This window comes from Nonomuraea roseoviolacea subsp. carminata (assembly GCF_024172185.1).
In the GTDB taxonomy this organism is placed as follows: domain Bacteria; phylum Actinomycetota; class Actinomycetes; order Streptosporangiales; family Streptosporangiaceae; genus Nonomuraea; species Nonomuraea roseoviolacea.
The window spans coordinates 3,634,609-3,654,164 of sequence record NZ_JAMZEC010000001.1 but is presented as its reverse complement, the minus strand read 5'-3'; the positions used below and the strand labels follow the sequence as shown (position 1 = coordinate 3,654,164).

Sequence of the window (19,556 nt, the reverse complement as noted above, 5' to 3'; positions counted from 1 at the left end):
TGGGGTTATGACCGAACGCATGAACCTCGGCGCCCTCGCCGGAGAGGCGTACCGCGCGATGGCCGGCCTCGACCGCTTCGTCACGCAGAGCACCCTGCCCGCGCCGCTGCTGGAGCTCGTCCGGCTGCGCGCCAGCCAGATCAACGGATGCGTGTACTGCGTGGACATGCACAGCTCCGACGCCCTGCAGGCCGGCGAGAGCCACACCCGCCTGCACGCCGTCGCCGTGTGGCGCGAGGCGCCCTTCTTCGACGACCGCGAACGCGCCGCGCTCGCCTTCACCGAGGCCGCCACCCGCCTGTCCACGCACGACGTCACCGACGAGATCTGGGACGAGGCCGCCCGGCACTTCGACGAGCAGGAGCTCGCGGCGCTGGTGGTCGCCGTGGCCACGATCAACGCCTGGAACCGCATGGGCGTGGCCACCCGCATGACCCCCGAGTCGTACAAGGGCTGACCCGTGCGCCCGGCCCCCCGGACCTCCGCCCGCAGGGACCTCCCGACGTCCGCCCGCTCCTTCGCCCGCCGGAAAGTCGGGTCCTCCGCCCGGTGGGACCTTCGGACCTCCGCCCGCAGGGACCTCCCGACCTCCGCCCACCCTGGAGCCGTGACCTTGGTGCGACCACGACCCGACCTCAGGGTTCTCACCGCCGCCCAGCTCATCGCCTCGACCGGCGACGGCGCGTACATCGTCACCTCGGCCCTGTACTTCACCGGCGTCGTCGGCATGTCGCCCGCGCAGGTCGGCGTGGGGCTCACGCTCGGCTGGGCGGTCGGCGCGGTGGCCGGGGTCCCGCTCGGCCACCTGGCCGACCGGCGCGGCCCGCGCGGCGTCGCCGTGCTCCTGGCCCTCGCCACCGCCGTGGCGGTCGCCTCGTTCGTCCTGGTCCGGTCGTTCGCGCCGTTCGTGGTGGTCGCCTGCGCGTACGGGGCGGCGCAGACCGGCCTGTCGGCCGCCCGCCAGGCCCTGCTCGCCGGCCTCGTCGAGGCGACGAGCCGGACCCGGACCCGCGCGGCGCTCCAGTCCGCGCACAACGCCGGGCTCGCGATCGGGGCCGCGCTCGGCGGGCTCGCCCTGCACCTGAACGTCCGGGAGGCGTACCTGACGGTGCTGCTGGTGGACGCCGCCTGCTTCGTGGCCGCCGCCCTGGTACTGCTCCGGCTGCCTGCCGTGCCTCCCGCACCGGTGGTGGCCGGCCCTCGGCTGGCGGTGCTGCGCGACCGGCCGTACGCGCTGGTCACGCTGATCAACACGGTCATGCTGTTGTACATGCCGATGCTCAGCCTGATCGTCCCGCTGTGGATCGCGCAGCGCACCGCCGCCCCGACCTGGTCGGTGTCCGCGCTGCTGCTGGTCAACACGGCCGGGGTGGTGCTGTTCCAGGTACGCGTCGCCGGGCGGATCCGCGGCCTGGCCGACGCCTCCTCCGCGGTACGGCTGGCCGGACTGGTCATGCTCGGGGCCTGCGCGGTGTTCGCGCTGTCGGCCTTCGGCTCGTCCCCCTGGACGGCCGTGGCGGTGTTGCTGGCCGGGGTGGCGCTCCAGGTGACGGCCGAGCTGCTGCTGGCCTCGGGCTCCTGGGAGATCAGCTTCTCGCTGGCCCCGGAGGACAAGCAGGGGCAGTACCAGGGGTTCTTCGGCAGCGGCACGGCGGTGGCCCGCATGCTCGGACCGGCGCTGCTGACGACGCTGGTGATGGGGTGGGGTACTTCGGGGTGGATCGTCCTCGGGCTGGTGTTCGTGGGGGCGGGGGCGGCGATGCCGCCGGCCGTACGGTGGGCTCGACGACGGACGGCACTGACGGACGGAGCGGTACCGGCGGACGGAGCGGCGCTGCCGGAGTGACGGCGCGTGGCCGGGGGCGCCGGGAGGAACGGTGTGACGGCGCGTGGCCGGAGGCGCCGGCGGTGAGACGGCGTTCAGCGGGGACCACGGGAGGATCAGGGGGGACCCTGGGAGAAACGGTGTGGGAAACGATGTGACGGAGAACATGGGAAAACCCGCGCGCCATGCCCCCGCCAGATCCGATCATTGTCCAAGATGGGAGGGGTAAGGCGGGTCTCACCTGCGCCGGGTCGGCCCCGCCTCGCACAATCCGTACATCTGGTTCGTGCGCAACACAGGGACCGCGGCGATCCCTTGCTAGGCTGCATGTCAACCGTTGGGTCTCACCCCGGCAGGTGAGGCCGTCGAAGAAGTGGGGTCACACCGTGAAGAAGCTGGTTGTTCTGGCGCTGGTCGCCCTTGGGGGATTGCTGATCTGGCGCAAGGTGCAGGCTGACCGCGCCGAGCTCGATCTGTGGACCGAGGCCACCGGCAGCGAGAACTAACCGACCTGGCGAGGCGATGAGCGACGTCGTCCCCATCAGACTGGCGTGCCTCGACCTGGCGGGCACAACAGTAGGTGACATCGCCATGGTGGAGCGCGCCTTCGCTGAGGCGATCGCCACCCAGGGCATCGTCCCCGGGACCGGAGCGTACGCGCGCGCCATGGTGCACGTACACCGGTCCCGGGGCTGCCCCAAGATCGATGTCTTCCGAGGGATCTTCCCCGACAACGAAGCCCAGGCACAGGCCGCCAACCTGACCTTCGAGCGCTCCTACGAGGGCGCCCTGGAGCGGGCCGGCCTCGTACCCATGCCCGGAGTCGTCGAGGTCCTCGACAAACTCCGCGGCTCCGGTCTCCGCCTCGCCCTCGTCACGGGCTTCAGCCGTACCACCCTGAGCCGCATCCTCAGCGTGCTCGGCTGGGACGACAAGATCGACCTCGCCATCTCCCCCGAGGACGCCGGCGGCCGCGGCCGCCCCTGGCCCGACATGATCCTGCACGCCGTGCTCCGGCTCGGCATCGAGGACGTCCGCCAGGTCGCCGTCATCGGCGACTCCGAGAGCGACATGCTCTCCGGCCGCCGCGCGGGCGCCTCGATCGTGGCGGGCGTCCACAGCCGCGAACGCCTCCTCAAGGGCGGCGCCACCCACATCCTCGACACGATCGCCGACTTCCCCAGCCTCGTCCTCAGCTCGGACGTGACCACGCACCACATAGGGACGCCGGGCCGGTAAGCTATCTTCGTCGAAGGGGCCTTAGCTCAGCTGGCAGAGCGCCTGCTTTGCAAGCAGGATGTCAGGAGTTCGAATCTCCTAGGCTCCACCCATACGAAAGCCCAGGTCAATGGCCTGGGCTTTCGATCTTTGTAGGGGCTGTTTTCAGGGCCGTGCCCGTTGCGTGCCCGATGGGTCCTTGTCACCGGCTCCGCGTGCCAGGGCGTCGAGCTTGCGGGCGACCTCGCGTTGTCTCTCGTCGGTGGAGTGTTGGTAGATGAGGGCGGCCCGGGTGTTGGAGTGGCCCATGCGGGCCATCAGTTCGCGGATCGAGGCGCCGGCGCTGGCGGTGAGGGTGTTGCCGGTGTGGCGGAGGTCGTGGAAGTGGATCTTCGGTAGATCGGCGTCTCGGAGTGCCTTGGCCCAGACGCGGTGGATGCAGCCGTCCCTGGACCTGGAGTTTTAGATGACCGCTTACATGTTCCTCGGCCCCGGCCCGCCGAGTGGGTGCCCGTCTGCTTCCCGCCCCTGGCCAAAGGCCCTCGCTCCGCTCGGACTGTCCTTCCTGGGGGCGCTTCGCGCCCGGGGCTTCGCGTTCGGGGCGCTATCGCGCGAGCCGGCTTCGCCTTGGGGCGCTTCGCGCATAGGGCTTCGCTTTGGGGCGTTTGCGCCATCCGGCTCAGGCGTTGCTTCCAGTCGGGCCACAGGCCCGACCCCTGAAGGACCTCGCTCCGCTCGGACGCCTTCCCACAAGCACGCAGGCCGCCCGGTAGGCCGAGGCCAGAGCAGAAGAGCCAGTGAACCGAGGCCGGAAGACGCGGGTTACGGACGCTCACATAGATCTCGGCATTGTCCACGCCAGACGCGGCGACTTCGACGTCGCAGCAGCAGACGGCATGGCCGCATTCGACATCGACCACCGATCCTAGACCGATCTCCTCAACCGCGCCGCGGACCTCGACCGCGTGCTACGCCGGCGATACCGCCGCGAAGCACTTGCCGAAGAGTTCCACGAACGACTCGTAGCGGCCCGCAGAGCCCTCGCGAGCCGCCGGCCAGAACTGCTCGAATGATCCACTTCCCGGCCGCGGCGCCGCATTGCCGAATTGTTCTCGCAGAGATCAAGGTGGCGGCACACGCGCCGCCGCGCGGCCCGAGCGTGCAGGCCGCACGCTGCGCGTGCGGCCCGTAGGCCGTTCTCGCGCGCCCCGTCACTCGGGCCGCCGCTGGTGATCGTGTTGGCCGGACTCCAACCCTTCATCGGCCGTCACATCGATACAGGCGCGGGATGCAGTGCAGTCCCCCACGTCATAAGGTCGCCTCGGATCAGCTGGACCCATGGGAGACACATGCTGGAGCGAACGGACGCCCTGCGACTCGCGGTTGCCTTCCTGGAACGCAGCCGACGTGACGGCGAACCGCCTCTTGCCATAGATGTGGGACGAGTCCGAGAAAGTAACAACCTCCTCATCGCCCCGTACAACTCTGTTCAGTACCTCGTCTCACGCGACGAGAGGCAGCGACTCCTGGATTGCTGGCCCATCCTCGTCGACCTCGACAGTGGGAAAGTGAGATTCGGTACTCTCGATGAACGGCATCTGTGGCGAAACGGGAGGGCCTAGTGGCGAAATCTCTCAACGCCCCACGGACGGCCCTTTTGCTCGCGATCAGCGCGGAACGCCGCTGCCGCGTCCAAGGCAGCTCTTCGAGATATGTCTCCGGCCGGGGGCTCCGGCTCCGGGTTGCTAGCCGCGCGTTCTGGAGTTCGTAGACGGTGCTACTGGGAGCGGCACGACGGCCGACAACGCAGCTATGCGAATTCGGAAGCAGTCACAAGCAGTAAAACCGTCGGCCCAACCTACGCAAGTTCGAACCGTGCACCTGCCACATCGATACAAGGAAATCTCGATGGTCGGGACCAAAGAGCGCGCTGTCCAAATCCTTGGGAATGGTGAAATGTCCACTGTTGTGATTCCTATGCACAGGACAACCGGAGGCGTTGTCGAGCTCAGTCATGTCCTGAATGCGCTCCCCGAGAATGCGTGGGCATGGAGCATGCTAGAGCTCTGGGGTGTCGGAATCGCGCCCAATGGGATGGCGATGCCGTCTTTTGAAGACTCCATCGCAGCCTCGGATTCAGGATACCAGCTGAGTTGGCGCGAGCTGGTTGGTTTCGCTTCTGGGCTGAATCAAGTCCATGACTGTCTGATTGTGGCCGCGAATTCTCCCCAAGACCTATCACGTCAGCTCATCGAGAAGGACTCGTGTTCGAAGCTTCTTGTAGCGATTGAAGCCTTGGACAGCACTCGATGGGAGATTGTAATAAGCGAAAATCTCGGCGAAGCTGAGGAGATAAAGACTCGTCTCGCGTTGCTGAAGTGATCGCGTGCGAAGTCGGCTCCGCCGGCTTCGGTGATGACGCCGATGCTGATGTGCTCGTATGCGTGCGGTACGGGCCGGCGTTCCCATGCCATCTCGGACGTCGCGCAAGCCGGGCCGACGCCAGAGACGAGGGCTGTGAGGGCGCAGCGCAGGTGTTCGGGCGTAGGAGGGGGAAGTCAACGGCGTAGCGGCGATGCGGCGGGCGATTTCGTGATGACGCAGCGCTCCATGCCCTGCCAGTGGGGCATGGAGCGCTGCGTGTCGTCGGGTGCTGCATGATATTCAACGGAGCGTTGCCGTTGCAGTAAGCGCCATGGCTCATCTGTTCGCGACAAGTTCTGTAAATCCGCCGGCAGTTGACAACCCATACGCCAGGAGTGACACGCCAGAGCACACCGTCAGCAGCTCTGAGAAACAGCTCCTAGCGGTGTCGCCGGTACTGCAGATAGACGATCCCGTTTCGGGAGGCGGTGCTGGAGACCAGGTCGAGCTGGTAGGACTTGGGGACGCCGTCGAACAGCCGGGTGCCCTCGCCCGCAACGTAGGGGAACATGCTCACCTGGAGCTCGTCGATCAGGTCGAGTCGCATGAGCGACCGCCAGAGACGGACGCCGCCCCAGACGATGATGTGGCCGTCGCCGCCCAGCCTGAGCTTGTCGATCCCTTCTGTCGTGTCGCCGGCGGCGACAGCGGTGTTGGCCCAGTCGGCCGTCTCCAAGGTCCGGGAGAAGACGACCTTGCGCCCGGTGTTCAGGATGTCGGCGAACGGGTGGTCGGTGGACGTGGTCATGGCCCCGGCGATGCTCTCGTAGGTGGTGCGGCCCATGACGTGCGCATAGGCGCTCTGGAGGAAGTCGAGGTGCGCCGGGGCGTCGGGTTCACGGTTTTCGGGCAGGTCGAAGCAGAACTTCCAGAATTCGGTGCCCTCGTCGGCGAGGAGGCCGTCGAGGGAGTAGTTGAACACTGTGGCTATCAGCTTCCGCATGATCAGAACTCCGTGGTCTCAGGTCGTCCGGGGACCGTGCCTGCTGGGGACTGTGCGCGTCTCGGGGCTGCGGCGCGCGTGTGGCCGCGGCGTCCGTGGTCTGTCGCTGATGCCTTAGACATCACTGCCGCCCGAAAGTCATCGGTGCCCGGTCTTCCGGCTGGTTGCGCGGTCGGGCATCAGGGTGTCCTGGAACCGTGCGCGCGTCCGCGCGGGTCCGGAGCCCGCGCGGATTGCAGTTCGAGCCGTACCAGTGCGCTCCAGGCGGATCGAGGGGGGACGCTGGTTCAGATAGGACGGCCCTGCACGGCGACTTCCCGAGTTGCTGATGCGGTTTGGTCGCGCAAGGCGTCGCACAGGAAGGGCCTCGTGATCGCCGGTGTGCGGCTGGTCGCTGTGCTTGGCTGAGCGATCGAAGGTCCAGTGTTTCGTTCCTCGGCTCCGGTCCACCGGACTCGCGGGTTGCATGCCCGCAGCGTGCCCGATGCGACGGGAAGCCAGGAGAAACAGACGGGGAGCCAGGAGAAACAGCGGAGGTTCACGGGGGAACCGACCAGTGCGCTGAGCTGTGATTGCACTGGCGGAGCGAGCTTGGCGTGCGTCTCTGCAAGCAGGATGTCAGGAGTTCGGATCTCGATCTCCTCGGCGCACGTAGGTTCGCAGGAACATCCACCCGTCCCGAGTCAAAGGGCAGCGTTCCGCGTGGCAGGGCGTCGAGCTCACAGGCCACCTCGCACTGGCGCATTCGAGCGCCATCAGCGCCTATTCAGGCACCAGCCCCGGATTCGCCCCCGGCTCTACGGCGTCGCCTCCCGCCGGGGGGACGTCCCCGGTGAAGCGGCGCAACTCTCGGCTGAGTGCCGCCACAGCAGCGGTCGCGACAAGTAGCCCACCCAGTACGACGAGTGCTCCCGCGCCGCTCCATGCCGCGGCCAGTGCTCCACCGAGAACCGGGCCGAAGGGTTTGAGCGCCATTCCGCCCATGCTCAGGACCGCGCCCATCCGGCCGAGCATCTCTTCTGGCACCATCCGTGCGATCACCACGTTCAGCACCACGTTCAGCGAGGGTGTGGACAGGGTGATGAGCACCAGAGGAGCCATGGGCCACCACGCTCCCCATGGCAGCGCCGTGGCCGCCAGCGCGGCCCCGAAGACCGTCAAGACGACCAACAGCAGTCTGCCGGGCGGCAGGAGTTGGCTGATGCGGCCCGACAGCAGCGCCCCGGCCAGCCCGCCGATGCCGAGGCCGGCCAGGACCGTGCCGGTGGTGACCGCATCACCGCCGCGTTCGCCGACAAGCACGATCAGCGGTATCTGGAATGCCCCACCCAGCAGGTTGAGGACCATCAGCGCCGCAGTGACCTCCCGCAGGCCCCGCCGGCGACACAGCCAAGTGATGGCCTCAGCTGCTTCTCGGCGCATGCTACGCCGGATGGGGTGCTGCTCCTCGCCGTCCTCTTGCGCGGAGGCGCGCGACTGGTTCGCCGGGCGGCGCGGCACCTTCGCCAGGGTGTAGAAGAGCGTGGCGGCAAGGAAGGTGATGGTGTCGACGACGAAGGGCACCGCACGCCCGAGGCTGTACAGCAGGCCACCGAGCGGAGGGCCGATCAGCCCGGCGGCATGTGTGCGGGATTCCTCTTGGGCGTAGGCACTGTGCAGTTGGCTTGCGGGGACGATCCCGCGAATGGCTGTCTCATGGACGGGTTCGATGAATGCGGTGCACAACGCGTCGAGTACCGCCAGCGTGACGAAGTGCCATATCTGTACGTGGCCGGTGAGGATCAGTGCTGCCAGCAGCGCTGAGACAACTGTCTGGAGTCCCTGGGCGGTTATCAGCGTACGGCGGCGGTCCCACCGATCCACCCAGACGCCGGCCGGGATCTGGATCAGAAGGGACGTGACAGTGCGGGCCCCGGCGACGATGCCCGCCAGCCCCGGCGAGCCGGTGAGCGCGAGCACCAGCAGCGGCATGGCCAGTCTGGTGAACTCCGACCCCAACCGAGAAACCGCGCTGCCGATCCACAACAATTGAAAACGCACGTTTCTGCGCAGCGGGGCGATGTCGGTCACGGGCCATCTTCCTTGCGCTGGGGGTTCGGCTCCTGGCTTGAGGTGCCGTTTCGGAACGAGGCAGAACTGCTGCCCCGATTGAGGCTCCGGACAGGCGCGAAACGGAACTCAAAAAGGTAGCCATAAGACATGGCGTTGTCCACCGAATATCGCGGGCGGGCCATGTGCCTGGAGCGGAGCCGGTGAAGACGTTCGCCAGTCAGCCCGGCGACATGTCGCGCAGCCCCTCATGGGATTCTTCATCAGAGCCATCTTGGGAGTCGCCCGATTGGACGATCGTGGACTGCGGTGAATGAGACCGAGCCGACCGAGCGCTCTTGGCCCGCGCGGCGAACTGTCCCGAAGGCCCCTTGCTTGCTGGGCTGGTCTGTGCGGCGGTGAGAAGGCTCAGCGCGGAGGCGCGGCGTGTGCGGTCGGGTAGCGCGAGTGCGGCGGGGACGTGGATCGGTGGGTCGGGCTGCACGAGGGTGACGGCGGTGGAGTTCTGCGAGACGACGCCGGCGGGGAGCAGGGTCCAGCACCCTCCGGAGGCGACAGGTCCGGCGAGGAGGTCCTGGACTCGGGTCAGCGTCGGCCCCACGCGAGGCGTGAAGCCGGCCGCTCGGCAGGCGGCCGTGATCAGGTCGTGGACGCCGGGGTTGTCCGCGCGGGCGGATCGGGCCAGGGGGAGGTCGGCGAGCGTGGCGAGGTCGCCGGCGGTGCGGGCGTATGCGGCGGGGACGGCCAGGAGGAGCGGCTCGTCCCAGAGGTGATGAACCCGGACGCCGGGGGTGTCCGGTGGCGCCGCCACGAACGCGGCATCGAGGTCGTCGGCGACGAGGGCGGCGAGTTGACCGGTCGTCGAGGCGGAGCTGGTCACCTGGAGCGTGATGCCGGGGTGGGCGTCGCGGACGGCGGCGAGAGCGGCTTCGACACGAGGGCCGAAGACGATGCTGCTGCCGATGCGCAGGAGACCGTTGTCACCGGCGGCGATGTCGGCGGCCGCGGCGGCGGCGCGGTCGATGCCGCGTAGCGCGCGGCGCGCGTGGGCCAGGAATGCTTGGCCGTCGGGGGTGAGCCGGGCCCGACGGTGGGACCGGTCGAACAGGGTCAGCCCGAGCTCGCGTTCCAGCCGGGCGACCTGCTTGCTCACCGCGGATTGAACGATGTGCAGGGCTTCCGCGGCCCGGCCGAAGTGCTCGTGCTCGGCGACGGCGACGAAATAGCGCAACTGCCGGACCTCCATCGCCACGGTCCTCCTCGCCTCGCCTCGCCTCGATCGATTCCTTTTGGTGATTGTTCCATTGCCGGGTCGGTCGTTGATCGGTCCTGGTGAGACCGGCTGGACTGGAGCGCGCGAGTAGATGGCGGAGTGGACAGAGGAGGGCGTCGTGGCGGCGGCAACGACGATCGTGAACGCGAAGGTGTTCGACGGGACGAGACTGCAGGACTGGACGTCGGTCCGGTTCGCCGACGGGCTGATCACCACGTGCTCGGCCGCCTCGGCCGCCCAGGATGGCGACGAGGTGATCGACGCGGGTGGCGGGACCGTGCTCCCCGGTCTGATCGACACGCACGTGCACCTCGTCCCCGGCGCCCTCGCGCGAGCGCTGACCTTCGGCGTCACCACGGTTCTCGACATGTTCAGCGAACCGGACGTGGTGGCCAGGGCCAAGGAGCAGGCCGCCGCCTGTCCGAATGTGGCCGATGTGCGTTCCTCGGGCGTCGGTGCCACCGCTCCCGGCGGGCACCCGTCGATGATGTACGCCCCGTTCCCGACGTTGACCGCCGCCGGCCAGGCCGAGCAGTTCGTCGCGGAACGGATCGCGGAGGGCTCCGACCATCTGAAGGTCTTCTCCGGCGTCGGGGGTCTGTGGCCGTCGCTGGACTCCGGGACCATCAAGGCACTGGTCACCGCCGCGCACGCCCGCGGCCTGGTGGTGGTCGCTCACGTGAGCTCGACGGCCGGTGTCGAGGAGGTCGTGTCCGCCGGTGTCGACGTGGTGGCCCACGTCCCGGCGGACGCGAAGCTGGACCAGGCCCTGGTCGAACGCATGGCGGAGGCCGGGATCGCGGTCGGTCCGACGCTGGCCACCGTCGAGAACACCCTCGGTGAGCCGGGTGGCGCGGCGGTGGCGGGGGACCCGCGGCTGGCTGAGGCGCTCGGGGACGGCTGGGCACGCCGGTTGGCCTCGACCTCGGGTGCCGCTGGATGGCGTGGCCGGGAGATGCCGCCGTACTCGAGGGCCGAGGACAACGTGCGGCGACTGGCCGACGCGGGGGTCACTCTGCTGGCGGGCACCGACGCCCCGAACCCGGGGACCGTGTTCGGGGCAAGCCTGCACCGGGAGCTGGAACTCCTTGTCCGCTGCGGCATCAGCCCGGCGCAGGCCCTGGCCACCGCCACCAGCGAACCGGCACGAGTGTTCGGCCTCGCCGATCGAGGACGTGTCGCGGCCGGGCGACGCGCGGACCTGGTCCTCGTGTCCGGCAACCCGTTGACGGACATCACCGCGACACGCGCGATCGAGCGGATATGGCGCGCGGGCACACCCTGCGATCGACGCGCCTTCGTCGCGAGCGCCGCCGAGGCCGAGCAGCTCGCCGCTTTCGACGCCCAGGTCGCCAGGGCCGTGGCGGCCGTGCGCGAGCGCTGGTCCGACCGCGAACGCTGGTCCGACTTCGGCGAGAGGACAGCGCCCTGAACGCGGGCCCCGTAGTTCAAGGATCGCCGGATGTGGCCGGCCGTACGTCGAAAAAGCGCGACAGTTCCGGTGATGCAGCGGGTGGGCCGCCGGGCGGAGAACACGGATGATGTCCGTCGGCGTGAACCGATCGCCATATTTGATCATCAAAGGGTCATGGGCCAGCTGACATGGTTTCCGCTGCCGTTCGGACTCGTCGTGGTCTTCGTCGACTTCTTCGCCGTCCGCGACGTGAACGGGCGCCTTCCCGGAGCCCCCGCCGAGGCGTGGAACGAGCATGCGGTGCTCCAGTCGATCGACGCCTTCATCCCCTTCGCCCAGGGGCGCATCGCCCTGCTCGGGGGCCTGTTCATCGCCGCCGCCCTGCTGTTCGGCCTCGTCGAGTTCGGACTGGGCCGCCGGCCCGCGGGTCTTGTGCTCGGGACGGGCTTCCTGAGCGCCGTCTATGTGGCCGCGATGCCCGTCGTCTACGTCCTGAACCCGGTCACCGGCTACGACGTGGAGTTTCCCGAACCGTCGGGCGCATACTCCACGGTTCCCTTCGACATGGACGCGCTGTCGCCGCCGTGGTACCTGCCGCTGCTCGGCTGCGTCCTCGCCGCCGCCGCGATCGCCCAGCTCATCACGGTGCGCGGTGTCGTGCGCCGGGGTGCGGCCCTTCCGCCTTCCCCCCGGAGGGCATGGCTTCTCCTGCTTCCGTCGGCGTTCCTGCCGGCCTTCGCCCTGGCGAACTTCGTGTCCGACCGGATCGCCCGCGCCACGGCCCCTCCCGGATCCTTCTGGGAGGCCGACAGCGCGCTGGAGCTCATGGTGCAGGTGTGCGCCTTCGCCGTCGTGCCGGCCGCCGGTCTGGTCCTGCTCGGGTTCCTCCTGCGCAGGCGCGGTCTTCGTCCGTGCTCCCTGCTGTTCGTCGGCGTTCTCACCGTTGTCTACCTGTTGATGCTGTTCCTCGTGGCTTGGACCAACCTGCGGATGTACGTGGACGAGCAGTCGGGCTTCTCCTGGAGCGTCCCCGGCTGGCGGGAGGAGGTCACCACCGGCATCCTCTGTGCCGCCGCCCTCGCCCAACTCGCCGCCCTCGCCCTGCTGGCCCGGCGCGGGCGCGACGTCCAGCCGGTCGTGAATATGGATGAGCGGTCAGCGTGAGCATCACCCACATGCCCGAGATGGAGACGACCTAGATGTGGAGGTGTCGTCCGAGAGCGCGGTGCTGGTACGTATCTCGCTCGCCGGCCGAGGAGCGGCCCGGCTTTCCGGTGCTGGTGCTGTCGCAGTACGTGGAGCGGCTCCACGCCCGCGAACTGCTCGCGGACGGAACCGGAGCGGTCGGCTACCTGCTGAAGGACAGGGTGTCCGACACCCAACAGTTCATCGACGCGGTCGCGTAGGTGGCCCGGGGCAGCACGGCGACGGACGCGCAGGTCGTCGCCAAACTGCTGGCCCGGGGGGAGGCGCGTGGCCGCGCGACCGAACTGAGCCCCCGCGAACGCGAGGTGGGCGAACTCCACCTGCCGGAGTCCGAGGACGACAATCGCCACGTCCTGGCCGTGCTCGTCTATCTCAACCGCTGAGCCGCGTTCCGCGAACACCGCTTGGTATTGTCAGCCGGGTTCTACGCCCCGCCCCGTTCTGCGGTCCTCGGCTGTTCCACGAGTCGCCGGGCCAGGTCGTGCAGGTGTTGCGGGCGCAGGATCCGGCCGCCGCTCCCGGGGAGCGGGACATGCAGGGGTTCGGTCCAGGCGGTGGGGATCGACGCCGGTCCGTACACGGCTCCGGCCAGGCCGCCCGTGACGGCGGCGACGGTGTCGGTGTCGCCGCCCAGGTCGATCGCGGCGCGGACGGCGTCCTCGTAACCGCGGGTGGTGCGCAGCGCCCATACGGCTGAGCCGAGGCAGGGCCAGACGGCGCCGTTGACCTCGGTGGCCTGGCCGGGGTGCCAGCCGGGGGCGAGGACGGTGGCGTAGCGTTCGCGATGGTCGGGGTGGACGGCGGTGAGGGTCCGGGGGAGTTCGTCCAAGGGGTTCGCGCCGTCGAGGGCGACGCGGACCAGGTCGTGGAAGATCGCGGAGCCTTCCCAGGCCGCCGGGTCGCCGTGGGTGAGGGCGGCGATGCGCCGGGCTGCGTCCATGGTGGCCTGCCGCCCGTCGCGGGCGAAGTACACCGCTGACGGGGTGGCGCGCATCAGGGCGCCGTTGCCAGCGGCGCGGTGGCTGCTCCGGTAGTGCGCGGCGGCGGCCTGGTCCCAGGGCAGACCGCGGCTCAGTACGTCCTCGGTCTGCAGTCCGATGTCCTTGGGCCGGTCGGCGGCCCACCGCTGGAAGCGGGCGAAGATGTCGGGCAGGTCCAGGCCGCCGCGCTCCAGCAGCGACTCGGCCACATGGACGGCCATCTGCGTGTCGTCGGTGGCCTCTCCGGCGTCCCAGCCGCCGCCTCCGTGCATCTCGCCGCCGGCGCCCGGCGCCGGATGGCGGGCGGAGAACGCGCCCGCCGGGCCGAACTCGAAGGGAGCGCCCAGCGCGTCACCCACGGCCGAGCCGACGACGGCGCCGACGGCGCGTTGCACAAGATTCACACGTGCAGGCTACTCAGCCGTGCGCCGCCGGTCGTCGGGGCCGGCCCTGTCAGCCGGCGTAGCCGCGGTACGTGGCCAGGATGTTGAGCCGGTGCAGGTCGCGGCAGAGGGCGCGCATGCCCTGCTGCGCGGGCCCCTGCGGCAGGGAGTACCCGGCGAGGGCCGCCGACAGGCTGGGGTCGAGGTGCTCCGCCCATGGGTCGGTGCACGCGGCGAAGGTCTCCTCCAGGCTGTGCCCCGCCTTCACGCTCGTCAGCACCTCCTCGCGCAGCCGTTCGAGGTAGCCGATGAGCCAGTCCACGGCCGCCGGTCCGTCGCCCATCGGGCCGTGGCCCGAGACGACGGTCTCCAGCTCGGGCAGCGCCTCCCGCATCCGGCGCAAGGAGCCCAGGTATGGGTCGGGGCCGGCCTGGAGCAGCATGGGGGCTATGCCGGCGTGGCAGACGAAGTTGCCGGTCCAGGCGGTGCGGGCGTCGGGGACGTAGACGACGGTGTCGCCCGGGCCGTTGCCCGGGCCGAAGTGGTGGAGCTGGACGATTCGTCCGCCCAGGTCGATCTCGGCGTAGGCGTCGAACGTCAGGTCCGGTTCGCGCCAGTGGGTGATCGCGTCCAGCAGCGCGTCGTCGCCGTACATGTTGGCCGACCGGCTGCGCTTCTCGTAGGCCAGGTCGGTCATGTTCGCCTTGTTGGCCCTGGACGAGACGATCACGACCTCGTCGGGGAACGCCGCGTTGCCGAAGGTGTGATCGCCGTGGTATGTCGTGTTGACCAGGTAACGGAGCGGCCGGTCGGTGAGGTCGGCGGTGATCGCCTGGATCGTGGCGGACACGTCGGCGGTGATCCCGGCGTCGATCACCAGCGCGGCGTCCCGTCCCGCGACCACACCGTTGTTGTCCTTCGGCGGAAGGTTGGCCATGAGCGCCCACACGCCGTCCGCCAGCTCGTGCGGCACCAGTTCCAGACCCACCGGCGACAGGTTCGGCCCGCCGTAGCCTTCGGGGCGCTCGGCGATCTCGCGCTCGGGAATGTCTGACATGTTCATCGTGATTCCTTCTGTTGTGTTTCCGTGGGGACTCTTCGGAGCGGGCTGATCAGACGGCCGCGTGCGCCGGCCGCGCGTCCTGAGCGGCGGCCGCCTCGCGGCGAGAGGCCGTCCAGAGGCGGTGGACGAGGATCGGGCCGATGACCCAGTAGCCGAGCGAGGTGACGATGCCGGGGAAGCCGAGGTCACCCGAGACGAGGTCGTAGATCGGGTGGCCGATCGCGTTGCCCATCGCCCCCATGATCGCGAAGAACCAGGCGATGAGCAGCGGCACCCGCCACCCCCGGTAGATCGCGAGCGCGCCCATGGCGAAGGCCGCGTAGGAGATCATGTTGATCCAGACGAACATGGGGAGCGACATGGCCTGCGCGCCGAAGACCTCGGTCGGCCAGCGCCGGTTGAAGCCGTTCATGAACTCCTCCCCGAAGTGCAGGAACTGCCAGGCGAGGCCGACGAGGTAGATCGGCAGCACGCGTGAGGCGTCGGGCAGGCGGCGGTTGGTGGTGGCGAGGTGACAGCCGTAGGCGATCACCATGGCCGGGATGAAGGTCAGCCACAGCGCCAGCCCGGGCGACAGATAGGCGAACAACGCGATCAGGGCGGCGGCGACGACGCCGGCGGCGACAGCGGATCGATGACGGGTCATCAGTGGCTCCTCATGAGGTGGGTGGTGACGGTGTTGAGCTCGATCGGCGTGTCCTCGCCGACCACGACGGTGCCGCCGACGCCGGCCGGCCGGCGGCCGTAGGCGCAGTTGGGCGTCAGGGCGAAGGTCATGCCCGGACGGAGCGGCAGGTCCGAGCCGATGGTGGGCTGCTCGGCGAGCAGCCCGTAACGCGCGGTCTCGGGCAGCGCGCCGAGTCCGGCGCCGGCCCCGCACACCGCTGCGCAGGGGTTGAGCGCGTACGCGAGGGGGTGCGCGTGCCAGGCGCCCGTTTCGTGAAGTGGCCGTCGCATCGCGGTCACGACCTCGCCGAACGTACGGCCGGGCCGCAGGGCCGCCAGCCCGGCCTCGTAGGAGGCGCGGGCCGCCTCGGCCGCCGACTCCAGCTCGGGATGGATGTCGCCGACCGCGATGGCCACCCGTTGCCGGCTCTCGCGCATGCCGTACGAGCAGCGGATCTCGGCCAGGACCAGGTCGCCCTCCTCGATCACCCGCGGCGCCTGCGGCCGGTACGACCAGGCGGGCGGCCCGCAGGCGACGAACTCCTTGCCCGAGGCGATCGACATGCCCGGCGCCACGGCGCCCTGCCGCAGGCACTCGGCCATGCCGGCCGCGTACACCGACGCCTCCGTGACGCCGGGCCGTACCGCCCGGAGCATGGCCTGTGCCGTCGCCTCGCCGATGGCGGCCGCCCGGCCGACGACGGCGAGCTGCTCGGCGGACTGGACCAGCGTGCGCGCCACGAAGCCCGCCTCCACCGGCTTGCAGGTCAGCCTGGGCAGTTGCCGGAGCACCGAGGACCACAGCGTGTACGGCATGAGCGGACCGGCGTGGAACGGCGGGCACGGCTCCAGGCCCAGCACGCCGATCGCCGCGTTCCCGAGCCGGTGCGCGCGCAGCACCTCCACCACGCCGTGCGCGTGCCGGGCGACGAGCATGTTCTCCGGCCTGATCCAGGCCGCGGCGCCGCCCGCGCTCGCGTCGAGGTGGTCGCAGATGTGGGCGGGCGAGCGGACCAGGGCGATCGGCTCGTCTCCGCGGGGGAAGACGACGATCGCGCCGGGGCGGTCGTTGGTGAAGTACACGTCCGGCGCCCACTCCGCCGGCCCGCCGTCCTCGTGCCCGCCGTGGACGACGAGCGCGTCGACGGCCTCGGCGTCCATGAGCCGCCTGGCGAGGTCCCAGCGCCGATCCCGTTCCGCGAGGGAGTAGGTCGGAAGATCCATGCCGACGACGCTAGGACGATGCCGGCCGGGCGGAATCTGTCAGATGACCGGTCACCGCAAAGCGGACATAGGTAATGAAGTCCATAAAATCATCCCGTGCTGTACGGGCGTGGGACCGAAACCGGGCGAATAGACCGTCTATTGGCTGAGGCCAGGGAGGGCCGAAGCGGCGTCCTGGTGCTCCGCGGCGCGGCGGGAATCGGCAAGTCGGCGCTGCTCGACCACGCGGCGCGGACGGCCGCCGCCGAGCGGATGCGGACGCTGCGCGGGGTGGGCATCGAGAGCGAGACCGAGCTGGTGTTCGCCGCGCTCCACCTGTTGCTGCGCCCCGGGCTCGGCCACCTCGACCGGCTCCCGGCCCCGCAGGCGGACGCCCTGAGGGGAGCCTTCGGGCTCGGACCGGCCCCGTCGACCGCGGCCGACCGCTTCCTGGTCGGTCTCGGCGCCCTGACCCTGCTGTCCGAGCTCGCCGGCGACGGACCCCTGCTGTGCCTGGTCGACGACGCCCAATGGCTGGACCGCTCCTCGGCCGACGCCCTGCTGTTCGCCGCGCGGCGCCTGGAGGCGGAGGGGGTGGCGCTGATCCTGGCGGTACGGGACGGCAGCCACGGGTTCCGGCCGGCCGGTCTTCCCGAGATCCGGCTCTGCGGCCTCGCCCCGGAGGCCGCGGCGACCCTGCTGCACGATGCCGGTGGCGCGCTGGCGCCGCACGTCAGGGACCGCATCCTGGCCGAGAGCGAGGGTAACCCGCTGGCGCTCATCGAGCTGCCCGCGGCGCTCACCCTGGAACAGCGGGCCGGTCACGTCACCCCGCTGGCCTACCATCTGGGTCCGCTCCCGCTCACCGGCCGGGTGCAGGAGGCCTTCCAGGCCCAGATCCAGGCCCTCCCCGAACCCACCAGAACCCTGCTGCTGGTGGCGGCCGCGGAGAGCACCGGCGACCTGGCCGTCATCCTGGCCGCCGCGCGGCGGCTGGGTGTCGGCGCGGACGCCGTCGAACCGGCGGAGCGGATCGGGCTCGTCCGCGTCGACGGGGAGCTCGCCTTCCGCCACCCGCTGATCAGGGCGGCCGCCTACCAGGGAGCGCCGTTCACCCGGCGCCTGGCCGCGCATCAGGCGCTGGCCGGCGCTCTGGAGGGCGCCTCCGACGGCAGCCGGCACGCCGACGCCCGGGCCTGGCACCTCGCCGCCGCCTGCACCGAGCCCGACGAGACGGTCGCCGCCGAGCTGGAGCAGGCGGCGGAACGCGCCCGCCGCAGAAGCGGCCACGCCGCCACGAGCGCGGCCTACCAGCGCGCGGCGCAGCTCACTCCGGACCCGCGCGACCAGGTGCGCCGGCTGATCAGCTCCGCCGAGGCCGCGATGGACGCCGGTCAGCTCCTGCAGTCCCGGGCGCTGGCCGACCGCGCGGCCCTGCTCACCGACGATCCGCGCGAGCACGCCAGGATGGCGGGGGTACGCGCGGCCATCGAGTTCGAGCAGGGCTCACCCCGGGTCGCGCACGGCATCCTCATGACCGCCGCCGCGCCGGTCGCGGCCGTGGACCCGACCATGGCCGCGTCCATGCTGCTCGAAGCCGTGCGCGACTCCTGGTTCGCCGGCGCGCCCGACCTGGCCCGGCAGGCCGTCGACCGCCTGCACGCTCTGGCTCTGCCGGCCGAGCACCCGCTCCAACCGGTCATCTCCGCGATGACCGGGCTGGCCGCCCTGCTGGCGGGCGACCCCGTTCGCGGGTTGCCGTCCATCCACGCGGCGCTCGCCGACGCCAGACGGGCCCAGCCCACCGGGCCCGGAGAGCGGCTCATCATCGCGTCGATGGCCTTCATGGTGGGCGACGACGAGACGTCCGTGGAACTGTCCGCCCGTCTGGCCGACGACTGCCGAGCCCAGGCGATGATCGGCTGGCTGCCGCACGCGCTGCAGAACCTCGCCAGCAGCCAGCTCTACCTCGGCCGGTTCCAGGAGGCCAAGGCGTCGGCCACCGAAGCCGTGCGCATCGCCGACGACACCGGCCAGCACCATCGGGTCGATCACCTGCAGGGCGTGCTCGCCTGGATCGCGGCGGTCAGCGGCGACGGCCGGACCTGCGAACAGCTCACCACCGCCGTCCGCGACCACGCCACCGACCACGGCAACGTGTCGAGCCTGTCGTGGGCGGTGTGGGCGCAGGGCCTGCTCGACCTCGGGCAAGGCAGGGCGCGGGCGGCTCTCGACCACCTGGAGGCCGGCCTCACCGGCGCCGTCCGCCACCAGCTCTCGACCACCCTGCTCGTACCGGACCTGGTGGAGGCGGCGGTCCGGTGCGAGCAGCCGGAACGGGCCGGCGCGCCGCTCGTCAGGTTCGACGAGTGGGCCACCGCCACCAGGCAGCCGTGGGCGCGCGCGGTCGCCCTGCGCTGCAAGGCGCTGCTCGCCGCCCGCGACGAGGAGGCGGAGGCCCACTACACCGCCGCCATCAGCCTGCACCAGAACGGAGGACGGCCGTTCGAGGAGGCCCGCACCAGGCTCCTGTTCGGCGAATGGCTGCGCAGAAGCCGGCGCAAGGCCGACGCCAGGGTCCATCTCAGGCAGGCGCTGCAGACCTTCGAGCGCGCGGGCGCGGAGCCCTGGGCCGTCCGCGCCCGTTCCGAGCTGCGTGCCACCGGGGAGGTGGCCGCCGCCGTCCGGACGACGGGCGTGGCGAGCCTGCTGACTTCGCAGGAACTGCAGATCGTCCGGCTGGCCGCGCAGGGCGCCACGAACCGCGACATCGCCGCCCGGCTCTTCCTGAGCCCGCGCACCGTGGGCTACCACCTCCACAAGGTGTTCCCGAAGCTCGGCGTCGCCTCCAGGACCGAACTCGGCAGGCTGGACCTCGGCGACTGAGCCGAGCCGAGAGACGACGGAGG

General features: G+C 70.4%; 18 protein-coding genes and 1 tRNA gene. 11 read left to right on the top strand and 8 right to left on the bottom strand.

The genetic code is table 11. From position 1 onward, the window contains the following. Nucleotides 1-7: 7 nt before the first annotated feature. The 5 genes from HD595_RS17090 to HD595_RS17070 all read left to right on the top strand — a co-directional run bounded on the left by HD595_RS17090 (nt 8) and on the right by HD595_RS17070 (nt 3,152). Nucleotides 8-457: a carboxymuconolactone decarboxylase family protein gene (locus HD595_RS17090; protein WP_253770214.1), complete on the top strand. Its 450-nt coding sequence runs from the start codon at nt 8-10 to the stop codon at nt 455-457. A 150-nt stretch (nt 458-607) separates the two neighbouring features. Next, complete coding sequence (locus HD595_RS17085; RefSeq protein WP_253770213.1) at nt 608-1,846, top strand: MFS transporter; 1,239 nt, start codon at nt 608-610, stop codon at nt 1,844-1,846. 365 nt (nt 1,847-2,211) lie between these two features. Continuing rightward, a complete protein-coding gene (locus HD595_RS17080) occupies nt 2,212-2,331 on the top strand; it encodes a DLW-39 family protein (RefSeq protein WP_253770211.1) in 120 nt (39 codons plus the stop codon). 16 nt (nt 2,332-2,347) lie between these two features. Then, complete coding sequence (locus HD595_RS17075) at nt 2,348-3,064, top strand: HAD-IA family hydrolase (RefSeq protein WP_253770209.1); 717 nt, start codon at nt 2,348-2,350, stop codon at nt 3,062-3,064. 15 nt (nt 3,065-3,079) lie between these two features. After that, nucleotides 3,080-3,152 (top strand) — tRNA-Ala (locus HD595_RS17070). Nucleotides 3,153-3,208: 56 nt separating this feature from the next. Here the strand turns inward: HD595_RS17070 and HD595_RS17065 are convergent. Next, nucleotides 3,209-3,481, bottom strand: coding sequence for a tyrosine-type recombinase/integrase (locus tag HD595_RS17065; protein ID WP_308211366.1), 273 nt, complete (start codon nt 3,479-3,481; stop codon nt 3,209-3,211). 1,470 nt (nt 3,482-4,951) lie between these two features. On the opposite strand from HD595_RS17065, the gene HD595_RS17060 reads away from it, so the two are divergent. After that, the gene (locus HD595_RS17060; protein ID WP_253770207.1) at nt 4,952-5,425 is read left to right on the top strand and encodes a hypothetical protein; all 474 of its coding nucleotides are present in this window, start codon (nt 4,952-4,954) and stop codon (nt 5,423-5,425) included. Nucleotides 5,426-5,846: 421 nt separating this feature from the next. Here HD595_RS17060 and HD595_RS17055 read toward each other — a convergent pair whose 3' ends face one another. The 3 genes from HD595_RS17055 to HD595_RS17045 all read right to left on the bottom strand — a co-directional run bounded on the left by HD595_RS17055 (nt 5,847) and on the right by HD595_RS17045 (nt 9,705). Further along, entirely contained in the window at nt 5,847-6,410 is a 564-nt protein-coding gene (locus tag HD595_RS17055; RefSeq protein ID WP_253770205.1) for a dihydrofolate reductase family protein, read from the bottom strand. A 762-nt stretch (nt 6,411-7,172) separates the two neighbouring features. After that, nucleotides 7,173-8,480, bottom strand: a complete 1,308-nt coding sequence (locus HD595_RS17050; RefSeq protein ID WP_253770203.1) for an MFS transporter — start codon at nt 8,478-8,480, stop codon at nt 7,173-7,175. Between the two features lie 199 nt (nt 8,481-8,679). Next, nucleotides 8,680-9,705 carry a LysR family transcriptional regulator gene (locus tag HD595_RS17045; protein ID WP_253781200.1) on the bottom strand — a complete coding sequence of 342 codons (1,026 nt, stop codon included), beginning with the start codon at nt 9,703-9,705 and terminating at the stop codon, nt 8,680-8,682. A gap of 118 nt (nt 9,706-9,823) precedes the next feature. Between HD595_RS17045 and HD595_RS17040 the strand changes: the two genes are divergently transcribed. The 4 genes from HD595_RS17040 to HD595_RS46760 all read left to right on the top strand — a co-directional run bounded on the left by HD595_RS17040 (nt 9,824) and on the right by HD595_RS46760 (nt 12,735). Next, nucleotides 9,824-11,164, top strand: coding sequence for an amidohydrolase family protein (locus tag HD595_RS17040; protein WP_253770202.1), 1,341 nt, complete (start codon nt 9,824-9,826; stop codon nt 11,162-11,164). Between the two features lie 156 nt (nt 11,165-11,320). Beyond that, nucleotides 11,321-12,310, top strand: coding sequence for a hypothetical protein (locus tag HD595_RS17035; RefSeq protein WP_253770200.1), 990 nt, complete (start codon nt 11,321-11,323; stop codon nt 12,308-12,310). Between the two features lie 35 nt (nt 12,311-12,345). Further along, nucleotides 12,346-12,552 (top strand): response regulator, encoded by a 207-nt coding sequence (locus tag HD595_RS46765; protein WP_308211165.1) that lies wholly within the window; start codon nt 12,346-12,348, stop codon nt 12,550-12,552. After that, nucleotides 12,553-12,735 (top strand): hypothetical protein, encoded by a 183-nt coding sequence (locus HD595_RS46760; RefSeq protein WP_308211164.1) that lies wholly within the window; start codon nt 12,553-12,555, stop codon nt 12,733-12,735. A 41-nt stretch (nt 12,736-12,776) separates the two neighbouring features. On the opposite strand, the gene HD595_RS17025 is transcribed toward HD595_RS46760, so the two are convergent. The 4 genes from HD595_RS17025 to HD595_RS17010 are packed head-to-tail and all read right to left on the bottom strand — an operon-like array spanning nt 12,777 to nt 16,668. Next, a complete protein-coding gene (locus tag HD595_RS17025; protein ID WP_253770198.1) occupies nt 12,777-13,736 on the bottom strand; it encodes an ADP-ribosylglycohydrolase family protein in 960 nt (319 codons plus the stop codon). 49 nt (nt 13,737-13,785) lie between these two features. Next, nucleotides 13,786-14,778 carry an MBL fold metallo-hydrolase gene (locus tag HD595_RS17020; protein WP_253770196.1) on the bottom strand — a complete coding sequence of 331 codons (993 nt, stop codon included), beginning with the start codon at nt 14,776-14,778 and terminating at the stop codon, nt 13,786-13,788. Between the two features lie 49 nt (nt 14,779-14,827). Beyond that, nucleotides 14,828-15,424, bottom strand: coding sequence for a hypothetical protein (locus tag HD595_RS17015; RefSeq protein ID WP_253770194.1), 597 nt, complete (start codon nt 15,422-15,424; stop codon nt 14,828-14,830). Beyond that, nucleotides 15,424-16,668, bottom strand: a complete 1,245-nt coding sequence (locus tag HD595_RS17010) for a M24 family metallopeptidase (protein WP_253770192.1) — start codon at nt 16,666-16,668, stop codon at nt 15,424-15,426. Before HD595_RS17010 ends, HD595_RS17015 begins: the two co-directional genes overlap by 1 nt. A 96-nt stretch (nt 16,669-16,764) precedes the next feature. On the opposite strand from HD595_RS17010, the gene HD595_RS17005 reads away from it, so the two are divergent. Then, a complete protein-coding gene (locus HD595_RS17005; protein ID WP_308211161.1) occupies nt 16,765-19,533 on the top strand; it encodes a helix-turn-helix transcriptional regulator in 2,769 nt (922 codons plus the stop codon). Nucleotides 19,534-19,556 lie beyond the last annotated feature (23 nt).